The 17,283-nt window shown below is 62.6% G+C and carries 19 protein-coding genes; 6 read left to right on the top strand and 13 right to left on the bottom strand.

Going from position 1 to position 17,283, the window contains the following annotated elements; genetic code table 11:
* Positions 1-5: 5 nt before the first annotated feature.
* From EYV96_RS02725 to EYV96_RS02675, 11 genes are all read right to left on the bottom strand, one after another.
* On the bottom strand, positions 6-659 hold the full coding sequence (locus EYV96_RS02725; RefSeq protein WP_131151466.1) for a MotA/TolQ/ExbB proton channel family protein: 654 nt from the start codon (positions 657-659) through the stop codon (positions 6-8).
* Between the two features lie 296 nt (positions 660-955).
* Complete coding sequence (locus tag EYV96_RS02720) at positions 956-3,259, bottom strand: DNA internalization-related competence protein ComEC/Rec2 (RefSeq protein ID WP_131149972.1); 2,304 nt, start codon at positions 3,257-3,259, stop codon at positions 956-958.
* A 155-nt stretch (positions 3,260-3,414) separates the two neighbouring features.
* Positions 3,415-4,113, bottom strand: a complete 699-nt coding sequence (gene lolD / locus EYV96_RS02715) for a lipoprotein-releasing ABC transporter ATP-binding protein LolD (RefSeq protein ID WP_240732324.1) — start codon at positions 4,111-4,113, stop codon at positions 3,415-3,417.
* A gap of 4 nt (positions 4,114-4,117) precedes the next feature.
* Entirely contained in the window at positions 4,118-5,362 is a 1,245-nt protein-coding gene (locus EYV96_RS02710) for a lipoprotein-releasing ABC transporter permease subunit (protein ID WP_131149970.1), read from the bottom strand.
* Between the two features lie 122 nt (positions 5,363-5,484).
* On the bottom strand, positions 5,485-5,931 hold the full coding sequence (locus EYV96_RS02705) for a protein YgfX (protein WP_131149969.1): 447 nt from the start codon (positions 5,929-5,931) through the stop codon (positions 5,485-5,487).
* Entirely contained in the window at positions 5,903-6,151 is a 249-nt protein-coding gene (locus tag EYV96_RS02700) for an FAD assembly factor SdhE (RefSeq protein WP_131149968.1), read from the bottom strand. Before EYV96_RS02700 ends, EYV96_RS02705 begins: the two co-directional genes overlap by 29 nt.
* Positions 6,152-6,428: 277 nt before the next feature.
* Complete coding sequence (locus EYV96_RS02695) at positions 6,429-7,214, bottom strand: succinate dehydrogenase iron-sulfur subunit (RefSeq protein WP_131149967.1); 786 nt, start codon at positions 7,212-7,214, stop codon at positions 6,429-6,431.
* Positions 7,215-7,238: 24 nt separating this feature from the next.
* Positions 7,239-9,026, bottom strand: coding sequence for a succinate dehydrogenase flavoprotein subunit (sdhA, locus tag EYV96_RS02690; RefSeq protein ID WP_131149966.1), 1,788 nt, complete (start codon positions 9,024-9,026; stop codon positions 7,239-7,241).
* A gap of 5 nt (positions 9,027-9,031) precedes the next feature.
* Positions 9,032-9,424, bottom strand: coding sequence for a succinate dehydrogenase, hydrophobic membrane anchor protein (gene sdhD / locus EYV96_RS02685; RefSeq protein ID WP_131149965.1), 393 nt, complete (start codon positions 9,422-9,424; stop codon positions 9,032-9,034).
* A complete protein-coding gene (gene sdhC, locus EYV96_RS02680) occupies positions 9,421-9,816 on the bottom strand; it encodes a succinate dehydrogenase, cytochrome b556 subunit (protein WP_131149964.1) in 396 nt (131 codons plus the stop codon). The genes sdhD and sdhC overlap by 4 nt, the downstream gene beginning before the upstream one ends.
* A gap of 79 nt (positions 9,817-9,895) precedes the next feature.
* The gene (locus EYV96_RS02675; protein WP_131149963.1) at positions 9,896-10,063 is read right to left on the bottom strand and encodes a DUF1674 domain-containing protein; all 168 of its coding nucleotides are present in this window, start codon (positions 10,061-10,063) and stop codon (positions 9,896-9,898) included.
* 211 nt (positions 10,064-10,274) lie between these two features.
* Between EYV96_RS02675 and ygfZ the strand changes: the two genes are divergently transcribed.
* Complete coding sequence (gene ygfZ, locus EYV96_RS02670) at positions 10,275-10,982, top strand: CAF17-like 4Fe-4S cluster assembly/insertion protein YgfZ (protein WP_240732323.1); 708 nt, start codon at positions 10,275-10,277, stop codon at positions 10,980-10,982.
* A gap of 457 nt (positions 10,983-11,439) precedes the next feature.
* Positions 11,440-11,874 (top strand): cell wall hydrolase, encoded by a 435-nt coding sequence (locus tag EYV96_RS02665; RefSeq protein ID WP_240732322.1) that lies wholly within the window; start codon positions 11,440-11,442, stop codon positions 11,872-11,874.
* Between the two features lie 101 nt (positions 11,875-11,975).
* Here EYV96_RS02665 and EYV96_RS02660 read toward each other — a convergent pair whose 3' ends face one another.
* Both EYV96_RS02660 and EYV96_RS02655 read right to left on the bottom strand, forming a co-directional pair.
* Complete coding sequence (locus tag EYV96_RS02660; RefSeq protein ID WP_425478691.1) at positions 11,976-12,455, bottom strand: outer membrane lipoprotein; 480 nt, start codon at positions 12,453-12,455, stop codon at positions 11,976-11,978.
* 22 nt (positions 12,456-12,477) lie between these two features.
* Positions 12,478-13,056: a glycine zipper 2TM domain-containing protein gene (locus tag EYV96_RS02655; protein WP_131149962.1), complete on the bottom strand. Its 579-nt coding sequence runs from the start codon at positions 13,054-13,056 to the stop codon at positions 12,478-12,480.
* Positions 13,057-13,195: 139 nt separating this feature from the next.
* Here EYV96_RS02655 and EYV96_RS02650 point away from each other — a divergent pair, with 139 nt between their 5' ends.
* From EYV96_RS02650 to EYV96_RS02635, 4 genes are all read left to right on the top strand, one after another.
* The gene (locus EYV96_RS02650; protein ID WP_205746074.1) at positions 13,196-13,960 is read left to right on the top strand and encodes a TatD family hydrolase; all 765 of its coding nucleotides are present in this window, start codon (positions 13,196-13,198) and stop codon (positions 13,958-13,960) included.
* Between the two features lie 158 nt (positions 13,961-14,118).
* Complete coding sequence (locus tag EYV96_RS02645; RefSeq protein WP_240732321.1) at positions 14,119-14,583, top strand: MarR family winged helix-turn-helix transcriptional regulator; 465 nt, start codon at positions 14,119-14,121, stop codon at positions 14,581-14,583.
* Positions 14,580-16,097, top strand: a complete 1,518-nt coding sequence (locus tag EYV96_RS02640) for an efflux transporter outer membrane subunit (protein ID WP_131149960.1) — start codon at positions 14,580-14,582, stop codon at positions 16,095-16,097. Before EYV96_RS02645 ends, EYV96_RS02640 begins: the two co-directional genes overlap by 4 nt.
* Positions 16,084-17,283, top strand: a complete 1,200-nt coding sequence (locus EYV96_RS02635) for an HlyD/EmrA/EmrK family protein (protein ID WP_131149959.1) — start codon at positions 16,084-16,086, stop codon at positions 17,281-17,283. Before EYV96_RS02640 ends, EYV96_RS02635 begins: the two co-directional genes overlap by 14 nt.

The raw sequence follows: 17,283 nt of genomic DNA, 5'->3' as shown, positions 1-17,283 counted from the left end.
GATGCTCAGCCCGCGCTCGACTCGGTCGGAGCCGCAGCCGCGCGACGAGCGCGCGGGGCTGCGGGAGCCGGTGCGTTGAGGGTCAGTTCGTCGAGCAGACTGGTGGCCTGCTTCTCCATTTCCACGCAGTAGCCTGCCACCTTGGAACGAAAGTAGCGGTGCAGGACATAGGCGGGGATAGCCACGACCAGACCGGTCGCCGTACAGATCAGGGCCTCGCCAATGCCGCCGGCCATCTTCATGGGATCGCCAACGCCGCCCTTCATGACATCGAGGAACATGCGGATCAGGCCGATGACCGTGCCAAGCAGGCCGAGCAGCGGTCCGATCAGCGCGATCGTGCCGAGCGTATTGAGGTAACGCTCCATGTTGTGGACGACGTGGCGACCGGTGTCCTCGATGCGTTCCTTGATGAGTTCGCGCGGACGGTTGCGCACCGCCACAGCCGACGCAAGCAGCTCGCCCAGCGGCGATCCGGCGGCCAGGGTGGCCAGGTGGGCGGGATCGAGCTGGCCCGAGCGCGCCCAGGTGCGCACTTCGTCGCCAAGGCCCGGAGGCAGCACCGATTTGCGGCGCAGGGTCCAGCAGCGCTCCAGCACGATTGCCAGGGCAACCGCGGAACAAATCAGGATAGGCAACATGGCCCATCCGCCCGCCATCAGGATTTCCAGCACGACGACTCCCACCCTTACGTTTCAAGCAGGCCGGCATCATAGCAGTCCAGCCGGGCGGTTCCGCGGCGTCGGTGGCATTTACGGCGTGTGCCTGGGCGGGCGAAGGGCTGGCCGCCAGCCGGGGTGTCGCGCCGACGGCATTCGGAGTCATTCACGCATCGGAATGCATGGGCCAGACCTCGGCGCAGCACGCCATGCACAGCGCACCTGAAGAATGCACCGGCCGCCGCTCCGGGCGCCCATGCCACATCGCGCGTCTCGCCCGTGGCTGGACTAGCCACCTATCGCTCCCTCCAATAGCGAGCGGCGTCTTGCCGCCAAGTTGCCGTGACGCGGGGCGGCGCGTTGGCCGGAAAATCCACGCGTATGGCGCCGGCCACAGCGGTATTGAGCAACGGGACCTCATGGCGCTCGAAGCGCTCGACCACCTTTGGATGGGGATGACCGAAACGGTTTCGCCAGCCGGCCGATATGAGCCCGAGCGCGGGTCGCGTCGATTGCAGGAACCCCTCACCGGACGAGGTGCGGCTGCCGTGGTGCCCCACCTGCAAGACCAGCGGCCGTCCGTCGGCCAGGCTGGCCGGCAGCCGGGTTTCTGCCCGCGTCGTGATGTCGCCCGTGAGGAGAAATCGCCCGCCACCATGCTCAACCAGGAGGACGCAGGACCGATCGTTCGGCGATGCGCCGGTCGGTGTACCGCCCGGCAGCAACATCTCGAAGCGCACGTGATCCCACTCCCACGATTGCCCGGCGGTACAGGCATCCATGGCCAGAGGCATCCGTTCAGGCTCGCCAGCCAACCTTCGCGCTTTCGGAAATGCTCTGACTACTGCCCCGGCGCCGCCGGCATGATCATTGTCGGCATGGCTGATTACGACGGCGTCGAGCCGATTGATCCCCATGCCTCGCAATGATCGCAACACAACCGCCTCACCCAGATCAAAGCCCGTGCGAAAGCGGGCGCCGGCGTCATAGAGAAGCGCATGCGACCGGGTACGTATCAACACGGCAAGCCCCTGCCCCACGTCAAGCGTCCACACCTGAAAGGCCCCAGCCTCAGGCCGATCCAGCGGCGGCATCAGCAACGGAGCAAATCCCAGCACACCCAGCCAACGGGCCGGCCAACCACGGGGCAGAAAAAGCCAGATCGCGCCAATCATCGCCAGCACCAGCGCCGCGATCGACACCTCCGGCAAAAACCAATGCGCGCCGGGCCAGCGCTCCAGCCACTCCAGCCACCACCACTGACCGTGCACCAGTCGACTGGCCGGCCACAGAACCCATCCGGTGCCAACAGGAAAAACCAATAAGAAGATCGCTCCCAGCAAAGCCAGGGGAACGATCACCAGACTGACGAGTGGTACAGCAATGAGATTGGACAACGCACCGACCAGGGACGACTCGCCGAAGAACCACATGGTCAGTGGCAGCAGGGCTGTGCTCATCAATAGCTGGCTCTGGAGCAGTCCCTTCGCAAATCCAGTCACGCCTTCCGATGCGCTGTTCAGCGCGAACATCAGAAAAGCCACGCCGACAAAGGAAAGCCAGAAGCCGGGCAACAGAACGGACAGCGGATCGCATGCGAGCAGAATCGTTGAGGCAAGCGCCATGGCGTGAGCACCCGACGGTGCTCGCCGAAGGCATCGGCACAAGGCAATGACAGCAATCATCAGCAGCGTGCGGACAGTCGCTATGCCGAACCCCGCCAGCGCACCGTAGGCAAATGCGACGGCGAATCCGCCGCAGGCCATCGCCTGGACTTTAGGCCACCGCTGCCCCATCCATGGCATCGCGAAATACGCCAGGGCAACCAGCCATGCACCACCCAAAGCGGCGACTCCCACGTGGAATCCCGATATGGCGATCAGATGGGACACGCCATTGCCGCGGGCGATTTGCCAATCTTCCAGGGTCAGGCTGCGCGTGTCGCCTACGGCCAATGCCGTGAGCAGTGCAGCGTCCCGCTCGACGGGTACACGCGCGGCGATGCCTCGCGCGATGCGCTGGCGCAGTGCGTCGACACACAAGGGCGTTGGGCTGCTCCGACGATTGGACGGCACATCACGGACGTATCCCGTCGCATCCATGCCACGAGCCAGCGCATTGCGTTCGGCATCCGCACCGCCTGGATTCACGAACCCCCTCGGCCGCTTAAGCCTTACCGTCAACCGCCAGGTTTCGCAGGGCCCCACGGCAGCGGGCCCAGCGTCAGCCGTGCGATACCAGGTCAACCGAGCCGTACCTTCCCAGGGCACGTCACGATCAAGGGACGTAACTCGCGCCATGAAACGTGTGGATTCGGAGGTCGATTCGGGCAGATCCTGGACGTGCGCCTCGACCTGCACGTCGCGACCCTCCCAATCGCCCGGCCAGCGATTCGCCATAGCCTGCTTGCCGGCAAATGCAGCCCAACAAAAACCGACGACCGCGGTGCCCACCCAGCCGACCCACGGAAAACGCCGCCAGGCAAAGACCATCAGCAGGCAGCCCGGCGGGCATATTCCCAGCAACACTTGCTGCGATGGCAGATCGGCAAGGCACTGAACACTGACGGCGCCCATCAACCAGGCCAGTGCGCCCACCATCCATGATGCGCGTCCCTTCACGATTCATCCGTGGTCGGAAACCCACAAGACTAACGGTGGTCGTGGGACAAAGGGGCTGAACTTGGGGAGAGCCCATGCCGCCGGTGACCATGCGCGCCGAACGACAGCCTGTAGGCGTTGGCTGAGCAACTGTTCTAGTTACGCGGCTTTTCCTGCAGCACTCCGTTATGGAGTTCAAGCGTGCGATCCATGCGGGCCGCGAGGCGACTGTCATGAGTCACCAGGATGAAGCTCGTCCCGATCTCGCGATTGAGTTCAAGCATCAGCTCATAGACCTGCTCGGCATTGCCCTCGTCCAGGTTGCCGGTGGGCTCGTCACCCAGGACACAGGCCGGGCGAGTCACGAGCGCGCGCGCCACGGCACATCGCTGCCGCTCACCACCTGAGAGTTCCGCAGGCTTGTGTTCCATGCGCTTGCTCAGGCCCACACGCCCCAGCAGCTCAGAGGCGCGGCTACGCGCTTCGGCAATTGGCGTACCGCGAATGAGCAGCGGCATGCAGACATTTTCCAGCGCGGTGAACTCCGGCAGGAGATGGTGGAACTGATAGATGAAGCCCAATGAACGATTGCGCACCCGGCCCCGCTGCGCGTCGGACAAGCTCGACAGAAGCTGACCTTCGACCTCAACTTCGCCACGCGTCAGCGTATCTAGACCACCGATGATATGGAGCAAGGTGCTCTTGCCCGAGCCCGACGCGCCTACGATGGCGAGCGTCTCGCCCCGATGCAACGAAAACGTGACGTCACTCAGCACATCGGTGTGCAGGCCACTTTCCTCGTAAGTCTTCGCGATGTGACTGGCGCGCAGGACGACCGACTGTTCGGATTTCATCGTGTTACTCATAGCGCAAGGCCTGCGCGGGCTGTGTGCGCGCAGCGCGCCATGCGGGATAGATCGTTGCGAGCAACGAGAACAGGAACGTTACCAGCGCTACGTTTCCAACGTCGCGCGCGACAAGCTGACTGGGCAACTCGCTAATGTAGTAAACGTCCGGAGAGAGGAACGTCACATGGAAGGTGTGCTCAATCCATTTGACTATTTGTGGCAGCCGCCACGACAAGAGGGAACCCAGACTGACGCCGAGTCCTATGCCGACAAAGCCCACCAACACACCCTGCACCATGAACATGCCCATGATGCTTCGCGGAGTCGAACCAAGCGTTCGCAGAATGGCGATGTCGGCCTGCTTGTCAGTCACCAGCATCATCAGCATGGAGATCAAGTTGATGACCGCCACGAGAATGATCAGCGAGAGAATGATGAACATCACCTTCTTCTCCATCGAAATGGCGGAGAAGAAGTTGGCGTGGCTATCCATCCAGGTTTCCACGCGATAGATCTGACCGAGCTGATCGGCCAGCTCGCGCGCGACCGGTCGCGCGTTGAAGAGGTCGTCCAGGCGTAAACGTATGCCCGTCGGACCGTCGAGCCCATTGAGCTTCTCGGCATCGCTCATATTGATGAGCGCCAGCCCTGAGTCAAACTCCTGCATGCCCAACTCAAAAATGCCCGTCACGCGAAACCCACGCAGCCGCGGCACGCTACCCATCGGCGTGGCACGGAATTCGGGAACGGCCATCGTGATCTTGTCGCCGACATTGACGCCCAGCGTCATCGCCAACTCGCGCCCGAGGACAATGTTCCACTCGCCAGGCACCAGGTCATTGAGGCTGCCCTCAACCATGTGCTTGTCGATATCAGAAACCTTCGGTTCCTCCGACGGTTCGATGCCGCGCACAAGGGCGCCACTGGGGCGACGGGCCTGCAGAAATGCCTGGGTTTCAACGTAAGGCGCCGCGCCCCGGACGTGCGAGTTCGCCTCGGCAATCTGCACAGCGCGCGGCCAGTTCTGCACGCTTTCGCCAGGCAATCCCGACACCGTGGCGTGGGAAATCGCGCCAAGAATGCGGGTACGCAGCTCGTTGTCGAATCCGTTCATCACCGACATAACGGTGATCAGGGCCGTCACGCTAATGGCGATGCAGACGATCGAGACGGTCGAAATAAAGGAAATGAACTGATTGCGCCGCTTGGCGCGGGTATAGCGCAGGCCGACAAATAGCTCGAGTGGTCGAAACATGGACGGGTCACTTATGTGTTCGTGGGGCATGCCGCCCAGCTTTGCCTATCGATCAGGCCAAACAGGGACCGCGCCAACGCGGCAGAGTGCCCCAAGCGCAGCCGGGCGGCAAGCGTGAAAACTCAGACCGGAGAAACGCCCGCCTGTTCCGTGATCGAGGGCGTCTGGGCCAGCCGGATGCGCATGTGCCGGCGGTGATGGGGCGCCAGATTGTCGGGGGTCAACACCAGGGGAATGACGCCCGACGTCCCGGTCCTGAGCCGAATGACGACGATTGACATAAGTGCGCGGTGCGAAACCAGGTGCGCACTCACCGGCTCCAGCCCCATTCGCGTCACCTCCCAGGGACCGTCGGACGGCCATGTGAAGCGCACACCGGCATGGCGGGAGCGATTCCGCTGCTCCAGGACGCCGGCCAACAGCACCACCAGCGACAACGCCACGACGAACAAGCGGTCAATGGCTGTGAGCCATAAGCTCAAACAGCCCAGAATCAGTACGAACGCAACCGCCCATCCGACGACCCGTGAGGGTCGATACTCAAAGGTGATTGCGGGTACGGATTTCATCGATGATGGCCTGCCAGTCATCGCGTGGCGCCCTGGCATGTCCCATGACCCAGTCCCAGAGGTCGGGGTCCTGTACGTCGAGCAGCTCGTCGAATGCCTGTTGTCTGGCCTCCCCGGCTGACGCAAAGCACTGCTCGAGCCAGCCGCCAAAGAGAGCGTCCAGTTCGCGGGTGCCTCGCCGGGTGCGCCAGCGAAGGCGTTTGATGCGGGATTCTTCCATCAGGCAACCTTTCTCTGGACTTCTGACAAGCCGGCACGGGAGTTCTGCCGAGCAGCCGGGGCGGTTCAGACATAGTGCCGCGACCTTCTCGCCAGCGCCACGGAACGAGCCCGACTTTGAGTGTAGTTCCTCGCCGCCAAGTCAGCTCAGCCTGGGTGACTGGACCCGTCTCCTTGACTGCGTCGCTCCCGCCGCCGCGCAGGCTTGCCTACACGTTGCTGCGGAAACGACAACGGCCGGACCCGAGGCCCGGCCGTCGTGCGTCAAACCGGGCGATTTACATCGCGCGGCGTTCGACGATCAGCTTCTTGATCTCGGCAATAGCCTTGGCGGGATTGAGACCCTTCGGGCAAGTACGCGCGCAGTTCATGATGGTGTGGCAACGGTACAACTTGAACGGATCTTCCAGATCGTCAAGGCGGGCACCGGTGTCTTCGTCACGCGTGTCGACAATCCAGCGATAGGCCTGCAGCAGGATGGCCGGGCCGAGGTACTTGTCGCCGTTCCACCAGTAGCTCGGGCAGCTGGTCGAGCAGCAGGCGCACAGGATGCACTCATACAGGCCGTCGAGCTTCTTGCGGTCTTCCGGCGACTGCAGGCGCTCCTTGTCGGCCGGCGCCGGGCTCTGCGTACGCAGCCAGGGCTTGATCGACGCGAACTGGGCGTAGAAATGGGTCAGATCCGGCACGAGATCCTTCACCACCGGCATATGCGGCAGCGGATAGATCTTGACGTCGCCGGAACCGCAATCGCTGATGGCCTTGGTGCAGGCCAGCGTGTTGGTGCCGTCGATGTTCATGGCGCAGGAGCCGCAAATGCCTTCACGGCACGAGCGACGCAGCGTCAGCGTCGGATCGATCTCGTTTTTGATCTTAAGCAGTGCATCCAGAACCATCGGGCCACACGCCGCCAGGTCGACTTCATAGGTGTCGATGCGCGGGTTCTGGCCGTCGTCCGGGGTCCAGCGATAGATGCTGAACTTGCGCGGCTTCTTGGCGTCCTTGGCGGGAAACTGCTTGCCCGGCTGGACCTTGGAATTCTTGGGTAGCGAAAACTCTGCCACGGTGATGTCTCCAATCCGGGTTCGTTAGTAAACGCGCTTCTTCGGCGGCACGACTTCGACATCCTTCGTCATGGTGTACATGTGCACCGGACGGAAATCGAAGCTGGCCTTGCCGTGATCATCCACGGCCACCAGCGTGTGCTTCTGCCAATTCGCGTCGTCGCGATCCGGGAAATCTTCGCGCGCGTGGGCGCCACGGCTCTCCGGGCGCTGTTCGGCCGAGTACATGGTCGCCACGGCCTGACCCAGCAGGTTCGACAGCTCCAGGGTCTCGATCAGGTCGGAGTTCCACACCAGCGAACGATCGCTGACGCCGACATCCTTGAACGACTCGTAGACCTTGGAAATCTTCTCGCAACCTTCCTTCAGCGACTCGCCGGTGCGGAACACCGCCGCGTCGGACTGCATGGTGCGCTGCATTTCCGCGCGGATCTTCGCGGTCGGCAGGCTGCCCTTGGCATAACGCAGGCCGTCGAAGCGACCCAGGGCCTGGTCCAGCGCGCTGGCCGGCAGGTCCTTGTGCGGCGCGCCCGGCTTGACGATCTCGGCGCAGCGATGCGCCACGGCGCGACCGAACACCACCAGGTCAAGCAGCGAGTTCGAACCCAGGCGGTTGGCACCGTGCACGGACACGCATGCAGCTTCGCCGATGGCGAACAGGCCCGGGACCACGGCGTCCACGTTGTCGCCGCGCTTCTGCACGACTTCACCGTGATAGTTGGTCGGGATACCGCCCATGTTGTAGTGGACGGTCGGGATGACTGGGATCGGCTCCTTGGTCACGTCCACGCCGGCAAAGATGCGCGCCGACTCGGCGATGCCCGGCAGGCGCTCGTGGATCACTTCCGAACCCAGGTGCATCAGGTTGATGTGGATGTGGTCCTTGTGCTCGCCCACGCCGCGGCCTTCGCGGATTTCCATCGTCATGGCGCGGCTGACGACGTCGCGCGATGCCAGGTCCTTCGCGTTGGGCGCATAGCGCTCCATGAAGCGCTCGCCATTGGAGTTGGTGAGGTAACCACCTTCGCCACGCACGCCTTCGGTGATCAGGCAGCCCGAACCGTAAATGCCGGTCGGATGGAACTGCACGAACTCCATGTCCTGCAGGGCCAGACCCGCGCGGAGCACCATGCCGCCACCGTCGCCGGTGCAGGTATGGGCCGACGTCGCGCTGAAGTAGGCACGGCCGTAGCCGCCCGTCGCCAGCACCACGGCATGGCCGCGGAACACGTGCAGGGTGCCTTCGTTCATGTCCAGCGCAAGCACGCCGCGGCACACGCCCTCTTCGTCGAAGATGAGGTCGGTGGCGAAGTACTCGATGAAGAACGTGGCGTCGTGCGCCAGCGCCTGCTGGTACAGCGTGTGCAGGATGGCGTGACCGGTACGGTCGGCAGCCGCGCAGGTGCGCTGGGCCGTGCCCTTGCCGTAATGGGTGGTCATGCCGCCGAACGGACGCTGGTAGATCTTGCCTTCTTCGGTGCGCGAGAACGGCACGCCGTAGTGTTCGAGCTCGATGATCGAGGGAATGGCCTCGCGGCACATGTACTCGATGGCGTCCTGGTCGCCCAGCCAGTCCGAACCCTTGATGGTGTCGTAGAAGTGGAAGCGCCAGTCGTCTTCGCCCATGTTGCCTAGCGCGGCGGAGATACCGCCCTGCGCCGCAACGGTGTGCGAACGGGTCGGAAACACCTTCGTGATGCAGGCGGCCTTCAGGCCCTTCTCGGCCAGGCCGAACGTGGCCCGCAGGCCAGCGCCGCCGGCGCCAACCACAATCACGTCGTACTTATGCTGTTGAATCTTGTAGCTTTCCATGGGCCTCAGGCTCCCAGCGCGATGCGCAGCACGGCCATCAGCGTTGCCAATGTGCCCAATACCGCAATGAACTTGACCAGAGCCAGCAGAGCGACCTCACGCCAGCGGGTGTGCACGTAGTCCTCGATGACCACCTGCAGACCGAGCACCGCATGCCAGCAGACGGTGAGCACGAAGGCGACCAGCAGCACGGCATTCCAGGGCTTGGCGATGATCGAACGGGCCGTGGCGTAGTCGGCGTGCAGCATGCCCAGCACAGTGCACATGAACCAGATACCCAGGAACACCAGGCCAGCTGCCGTCAGACGCTGCATCCACCAGTGGTTCACGCCGAACTGGGCCGAACCCAGGCCGCGGGCGCGCTTGAGCGGGTTACGCAGATCCTTGGGCGCGCTCATGCGGCACCTCCGGAAGTCAGGACATAGGCCCAGACGGCCAGGGTCAGGACGATGCTAACGATGATCGACGCCCAGCTCGAACGCACGAATTGCGGGATCTCGTAGCCGATGCCGCCGTCCTGAACCAGATGACGGATGCCGTTGCACAGGTGATAGAAGAGTGCCCAGCTCCAGCCGAACAGCAGGATCATGCCGACCGGGCTGCCGATGCAGGTCTTGAACTGGTTCCAGGTGTCTTCACTGTAGGCCAGTGAGAAGACGCCCCAAAGGACCAGCAAGGTGCCGACCGAGAGCGCGATGCCGGTGGCGCGATGCAGGATCGAGGTGATCATCTGCACTTGCCACTTATATATCTGTAGATGGGGAGAGAGCGGTCGTCGCGTGTCTGCCATGGCGGCTATCCTGTGTGGAATCGCTTATGTCCGAACCGTCCTCCCATGCCTTGCGCCGACGCACGTCGACGCGGCGGCATCAGAAGTCGATACAGCGCCCGTTCTTTTCCCAATCGCCGTAGCGCGTGGGGTCGGGTGCCGGCCGCTCTGCCGGAACCTTGTCGGCTGCCTTTTCGGCGGGCACGACGACTTGCTCCGCGGGCGCGGCAGCAGGCTTGGATTCGGTGTGAGTGGACGTGTCTGACATGGTTTTAGTTAGCCGGAGAAGGTTAATACTTGCGTTAAGACGGCACAACCTTGACGCCGGGCCGTTCTGTTGACCAAAGCATCACATTCCCTTGCAACAGGTGACCTTCACCCCCATTCCGCCCGCCATGCACCCACACCTCGCCGCCGAAACGCTCACCCTTGAAGGCCCCGATGCCATCGCCTTCGCCCAATCCCAGCTCAGCAGCAACGTGGCCGACCTCGCCGTCGGGCAGTGGCAGTTCAGTGCATGGCTGGACCCCCAGGGGCGCGTACGCGCCCTCCTCCAACTGGCCCGCACCGGCGAACACCAACTCGTCGCCCTGCTACGCGGCGGCAGCGCCTCGACTTTGGTCGAAGGACTGAGGCGCTTTGTCTTTCGATCCAAAGTCATCATCCAGTCGCAGGCGCGCCAGTCCATTGCCACCGGCGAACCGATGGACGCGCACGTCGCGCACAATCACAAGGAGCTTGTTCTTGGATGTGGCGATCACAGCATGGTCATCGGCGATATTTCCGCCGATGACACGTGGCGCGTTCGACAAGTGCAACTTGGATGGCCATGGTTGCCTGATGCATCGCTTGCGCAACATCTACCGCAAAGTCTTTCGCTCGAACGACTTCACGCCGTCGCGCTGGACAAAGGATGCTATCCGGGCCAGGAAATTGTTGCGCGACTGCATTATCGCGGCGGCAACAAACGCCATTTGCATTGCGTCGTAATGTCGCAGCACGTCGATGCAGGAAGCGATTTGCGCGGCGATGATCGAGAACTCGCGCACGTGCTGGATGTCATCGCAGTCGATGGACAGTACGTCGCACTCGCCGTGATGCCAGACAACATCATCAATGCTAATGACGACACGTTCTTAAGCGATGCGGGAGTGAAGATCACGACAACGCATCAGTGGCCTGCATGAACAATTGTTCATGCAGCGTCATCGTAACTGCTTAACATCGTGAGCATTTCGTGAATCGGTTGAGCTCGGCACTTGTCAGATCGAAAACACGCCACTAGGCTCCGCCGATCGAATTTGAGTGCACCTAACGCCCATGGTGCCCGCAGTACGCGACGAACCGGAGGGGTCCGGATCGGCGCGACCCGGTAGAAATACCGGAGAAAATCAACCGCAGATCATTGCGGAAAACCAGTTGCTGACCACGTGCTCCACTGCACGCTCAACGCTTCAGCAGCAGTATCGAATGGCACCGGATCAGCCGTTCAAAACGCCACAATCCCGTGGCAAACCGTAACGACCACAAGTTTCGGTCGATGCGAGTTCAATCCAGGTGGAACGGCCTGCCCGCCCGTCCACCGCAACGGCGTATCTGGTCTGCAGTATCGGCCTGCTACGTACAGCACGTTGGAGGCAGACAATGAAACTTTCCATGCTGTTGTGGCTTGCGTCCGTGCTGCCCCAACCCCTCGCGGACCAGACCTGCCTGGCCACGACGGTGTATCTCGAAGCTCGCAGTGAATCGACCATCGGCCAGTTTGCCGTGGCCGAGGTAGCCCTCCGTCGTCGCGATCGCGGCACCTGGGGCAACAATGTGTGTGCGGTTGTCACTTCGCCGCGCCAATTCGCCGTCACCACCACCGCACGCAGCTTTGAGGTCACCGATCTCAATGCATGGACGAAAGCGTGGAAAGTTGCTGGTGACTCCATCGTCAACTGGAGCCTGCCCACCGGTGAGCGTCAGGTCTATGTCCCCCGCGCAGACCACTTCGCCACCACCTCCGTGTCCCCCACATGGAGCAGCAGTCGCGTCGTTCGCACCATCGGCGACCACGCGTTTTACGCCGTGAACTGATACCCCAACATCATCATCACGCGAACAGAAAAGGCCCTCGCAAGAGGGCCTTTTCTTTTGAACAAGATCATTTCCGTTTAGCCGTCCAGACGGCCATATGATTATCGACGATAGACGCGGTTATTGCGCACCTCGACGTAATCGCCACGCCGCACCTGCGGATCATCAGCCTGCGTCACCGTAGCCACGCGACCGTCATCCAGCCGGATCGTGATCTGGAACGCCTGATCGGGATTGCCATTGTTTTTGCCCACCTGGTTACCAACGGCACCACCAGCAACAGCACCGACAACCGTCGCTGCCGTGCGGCCATTGCCCTTGCCGATGGTGTTACCAAGCAGGCCACCAGCGACGGCGCCGATGACCATGCCCATCGGCGATACATTCTTGTCCACGTTGACGATTTGCACGTCATTGACCACGCCACAGGTTTCGCAGCGACCCGAACCGCCACCACCGCCGCTATAGCTCGTCCCATAGGACGACGCACGCGGCTGCGGCTCGGCACAGGCTGCCAGAAGGGCAAAACAACAGGCCAACAGTAATGCGCCAACTACGCGTCCGTTAAGCAATGTCATCATGGCGTGATCCTCTCAATGGCGATCAATGGGCGTCGGAAACTGCCACCACACCTTCCTGGATTTGCACGCGATCGCCCGGATCGTGGTCCATGCGCACAGTGCGGGTAACTCCGTTGTACTCATAGGCAACATCGTAAGCAACGATCTTGTCACCGCTATTGCCCTGCACCGTCTGGCATTTGCGCTGCACCGACGACGTTACGTTGTTCTGCTGATGGTTCTTCTGGATCTCGTGACCCGCATAACCACCACCGACCGCACCGGCCACCGTGGCCAGGGTACGGCCCTTGCCGCCACCGACCTGGTTACCCAGGAGGCCACCGGCGACCGCACCGATCGCGGTACCGGCGATCTGATGCTGATCCTTCACGGGCGCACGTTGCGTGACGACTTCATCCTTGCAGACCTGCTTGGCCGCCTCGGCAGCCTCGCGGATCGGAGTGACACTGACCACGCGGCCGTACTTGGGTGCATTGCTGCCCGCGCTGGCTGCCATGCCCACGCCGCCGTCAGCGTTGGCGTCGCGATTACAAGCCGTGAGGCCCGTGGCGAGCGCAATGCCGAGCCCCAGATTCAGCGCGGTAATGACGAACTTGCTCATAATGCTCTCCTAATGGACCGTGGACGCGCCCCCGCGCCCTGCTACCGATCCGAAGTAATTGAATTGAACCCTCGGGCAACTGAATGTTTGCTTAGACCGAGCCGCCCCATGCTATCGATTTAGGTAATGGATTCCTGTGATGCAGCTAACTGATAGCCACGCCCATCTGGACGATGAATCGTTTGCCAACGATCGAAAGGAAGTTATTGATCGGGCAAGACAAGCTGGGGTAACGAATATCGTCGTTCCGGCGGTCGACAGGGCGTCCTGGAACCGCATTGCCGCACTGCAAGATCGTCAAAAAGGCGTGCATGCCGCGTATGGCATGCACCCCATGTTCCTGAACCAACACCGGCCGGAGCATTTGGATCAACTGCCCGAGTGGCTGGAAAACCATCCGGCCGTGGCCATTGGCGAGATTGGCCTGGACTATTTCGTCGAAGGCCTGGATGCCGAAAAGCAGCGCCATTACTTCCAAAGCCAGTTAGCCATCGCACGGGATCTGAAACTACCCGTCATCGTGCATGCGCGTCGCGCCGTCGACGAAGTGATCTCCAGCATTCGACAGATGGGCGGCCTCACCGGGGTGGTGCACAGTTTTTCCGGCAGCCAGCAGCAAGCCGAACAATTATGGAAGGCAGGGTTTCTCATTGGACTGGGCGGCCCACTGACTTACGAGCGGGCACAGCGACTTCGCCGCATCGTCACCGACATGCCTCTTGAATATCTCCTGCTGGAAACCGACGCCCCGGATCAGCCCGGCTCGAATCACCGAGGTGAACGCAATGAGCCGGCGCACATCGTGGATGTTCTGCAGACCGTTGCATCACTGCGCAACGAATTGCCTGACACTATTGCCGAAGCGACAACAAATAATGCCCGGCGGTTATTCCGCTTTCCCTGATTCACCCATAAACAACCTCGAGCATCACGCCTCTTGCGAATAGCCATGCGGCATTGCTAGCCTAATAGTTCATCAGCGAACTATTTCTTGGTGAAATGTCAGGACTGGTCGAACAGATTGCCCATATGGAGGCAGGCATCGCGCTTGCTTCCGAAACCGTGCCCGAACTGCCGGTGCGCGAAGTCGTGCTGTTGCGCCTGCTATTGAGCACCGGTACGGCCGCACTGGAAGAAGTCGAGCGCTGCCTTAAGCCCTACGGGATGAATGACAGCGATTTTCGCACGCTCATGATGATTTACTGCTCGCCCGGTGGTCGTGCCTCACCGGGTGAATTGTGCGATGCCGCGCAGCAGGGGCCGACAAACATGACCCGCATCGCGAACGTGCTGGTAAAACTTGGGTTTGTGACACGCTCGACCAGTGCCGAAGACCGGCGTCGCGTCGAACTGAGCATTACGCCGTCCGGCCGCAAATTCGCGCGCAAGGTTTTGCCCGGCTTATTCCCGCGTGTGCTGGGTGCGTTCGCCAATCTCACTGCCACCGAAAAAAAGACCCTGGCGCACCTCCTGCGCCGAGTCGCCGCCAACATCGACAACCTCACTGCATCGGATCCTCGTCCATGATCCCCACCCTTTCACGGCGCCCGGCGTTCGGTGCCCGCGTGGCCGTTGCGATGGCGATTGCCGTCGCATTGGCCGGCTGCGGCATACCGACCAAGCAGCAGCACCCCACCCTGCGCGACGATGTTCCTCTGGCAGGCGTCAGCGCCCCCGCGCGCGCCGGCTGGCCGTCTGCCGAATGGTGGCGCCAGTACAACGATCCTCAGCTCGACGATCTGATTGCTCGTGCAATGAAGGACTCGCCTGACCTTGCCCAGGCCATGTCGCGCGTCAACACGGCGGAGCAGAACATCCGCATCACCGCCGCGCAGGCTGGACTCAGCGTCAATGGCAGCGCGCAAGTCGCGCGTCAGCGCCTCAGCGAGACCGGGCTCATCCCACCCAAGTTCCTCGGATTCACCTGGTACAACCAGGGTGATATCGGTGTGCAGGCACAGTACGACTTTGACTGGTGGGGCAAGAAGCGCGCCGGCATTGAAGCTGCCGTCGATCAGGCGCACGCCGCCGAAGCACAACGCAGCGCTGCCGCGCTGACGATCCAGAATGCGGTGGCCGACACCTATTTCGGCTGGCTCGCCGACGAAGCGCGCATTGCACTTGCCCGCGAGCAGGTCGGTACCCAGGACAAGCTCACCCGCGTGGCCGAGCTGCGCGTGCACCAGGGCATCGACCTGCCTGACGATGCGCAGAAGGCGCGCACCCAGCAAGCGGCTGCGCGAGAAATGCTGGTGGCGCTCGAGGGCTCCGCGAAGATTCGCCTCGCCGCACTTGCCAGCCTCGTTGGCGTCGCCCCCGCCGATCTGCCGACACTGCAACCTCGCGCGCTCCCCACCGTGGACGCCGGCCTTCCTGCCAATGTCGGCATCGATCTGATCGCTCGTCGCCCGGACATCGCCGCCAGCCGGTGGCAGGTCGAGGCCGCGCTCAAGCAGACGGATGTCGCACGTGCCGAGTTCTTTCCGGACATCAGCATTTCCGCCATGGCGGGCCTGTCGAGCATCGATCTGGACAAGGTGTTCAACGCTTCCAGCCGCGTGATGTCGCTGACGCCCGCATTGCATCTGCCCATCTTCAACAACGGTCTGCTGCAGGCGAACTTCCGTGCCAGTCAGGCGCAACTTGACGCCGCAGTCGCGCAATACAACAGCACCATCCTGAGTGCTGCGCGTGATGTGTCGACGCAGAGCCTGACCGCCCAGCAGATCGAAGCGCGTCGCAAGGAACAGGCGACGCAGATCAGCGCGAACGAACGCCTCGTGGTCAACGCCCAGGCACGTGCGCGCCAGGGTGTGCGCGATGTTCGCGAAACGCTGGGTGCTCAGGCGCAGTTGCTGCAGCAACGCGACGACGCTGTCTCTTTGCAGGCCCAGGCCCTTTCCACCGACCTGTCGCTGATCAAGGCGCTTGGCGGCGGTTACCAGATGCCGACCTCTCCCGCGGGCGCCGCCGATGCGCAGGCCGCCTCTCCCTCCCCTTCAAATACCCCTGCCGGAGACGCTGATCATGAGCGCCACTGAAAACAACCAAGCCAAGGATGACAACGACAGCGGCATGGCGGCGAAGGATCCCGCCAAGCGCCGTCGCGCCTTGCTGATCGTCACGCTGTTCTTCGTCGTCCTGGGTATCGCATGGCTACTGCTGTGGCTGTTCGTGTTCTCCAAGCGCGAAAAGACCGACAACGCCTATGTCGGCGGCAACCAGGTCACCATTTCGGCCCAGGTCCCGGGCACGGTCGTAGCGATCCTCGCCGATGACACGCAACTCGTGGAAGCCGGCCAGGTGCTCGTTCGACTCGACAGCACGGACGGCGACGTGCGCCTGCGCCAGGCCAGCAGCGCGCTCGCACAGGCCGTTCGGCAGGTTCGCCAGCAGACCGATTCCGCCACTGGCGCCGACGCGCAGGTCGCGGCTCGCCGCGTCGATCTGAAAAAAGCACAGGCTGACCTCAACCGTCGCCTGCCGCTGATCGCCGCGCAGGCCGAGTCGCCGGAAATCGTGCAGCACCTGCGTGACGGCGTGGAGCAGGCGCAGGCCGCACTCGACGCCGCCGTGGCGCAGGCGAATGCCGCGCGCGCCGCTGTCGAAGGTACCGAGATCGAGCAGAACCCGGCCGTCCAGCAGGCACGCGCGAACTACCGGGCCGCCTGGGTTGCCGCCCAGCGCAATGCGATCTACGCCCCGGTTCGTGGCTATGTCGCACAGCGCAGCGTGCAGTTGGGTAACAGCGTGCAGCCGGGCCAGCAGTTGATGACGGTGGTGCCACTGCACGATCTGTGGATCGATGCGAACTTCAAGGAAAACCAGCTGCGCAAGATCCGCATCGGCCAGCCAGCCGAAGTTGTTGCGGATGTTTATGGCAGCGGCGTGAAGTACCACGGCAAGGTCGTGGGCCTGGGCGCCGGTACCGGCAGCGTTTTCTCGCTGCTGCCCGCGCAGAATGCCACCGGCAACTGGATCAAGGTGGTGCAGCGCGTGCCTGTTCGCATCGCCATCGACAACAAGGATCTCGACCAGCATCCGCTGCGCATAGGCCTCTCGACCGAAACCACCGTCGACATCACCGATGCCGAAGGCCCGGTGCTGGCAACGGCACCGGCCAGCCAGCCGGTGGCCGAGACGAATGTCTACGAGCAGATGGCCAGCAAGGCTGACGCTGAAGCCGACCGCATCGTGGCTGACAACCTCGGCCGCAAGTCGAACTGA

The organism is Dyella terrae, assembly GCF_004322705.1.
Classification (GTDB): Bacteria; Pseudomonadota; Gammaproteobacteria; order Xanthomonadales; family Rhodanobacteraceae; genus Dyella_D; species Dyella_D terrae.
The sequence above is the reverse complement of the archived record's forward strand: the minus strand, read 5'-3'. Positions and strand labels throughout refer to the sequence as shown.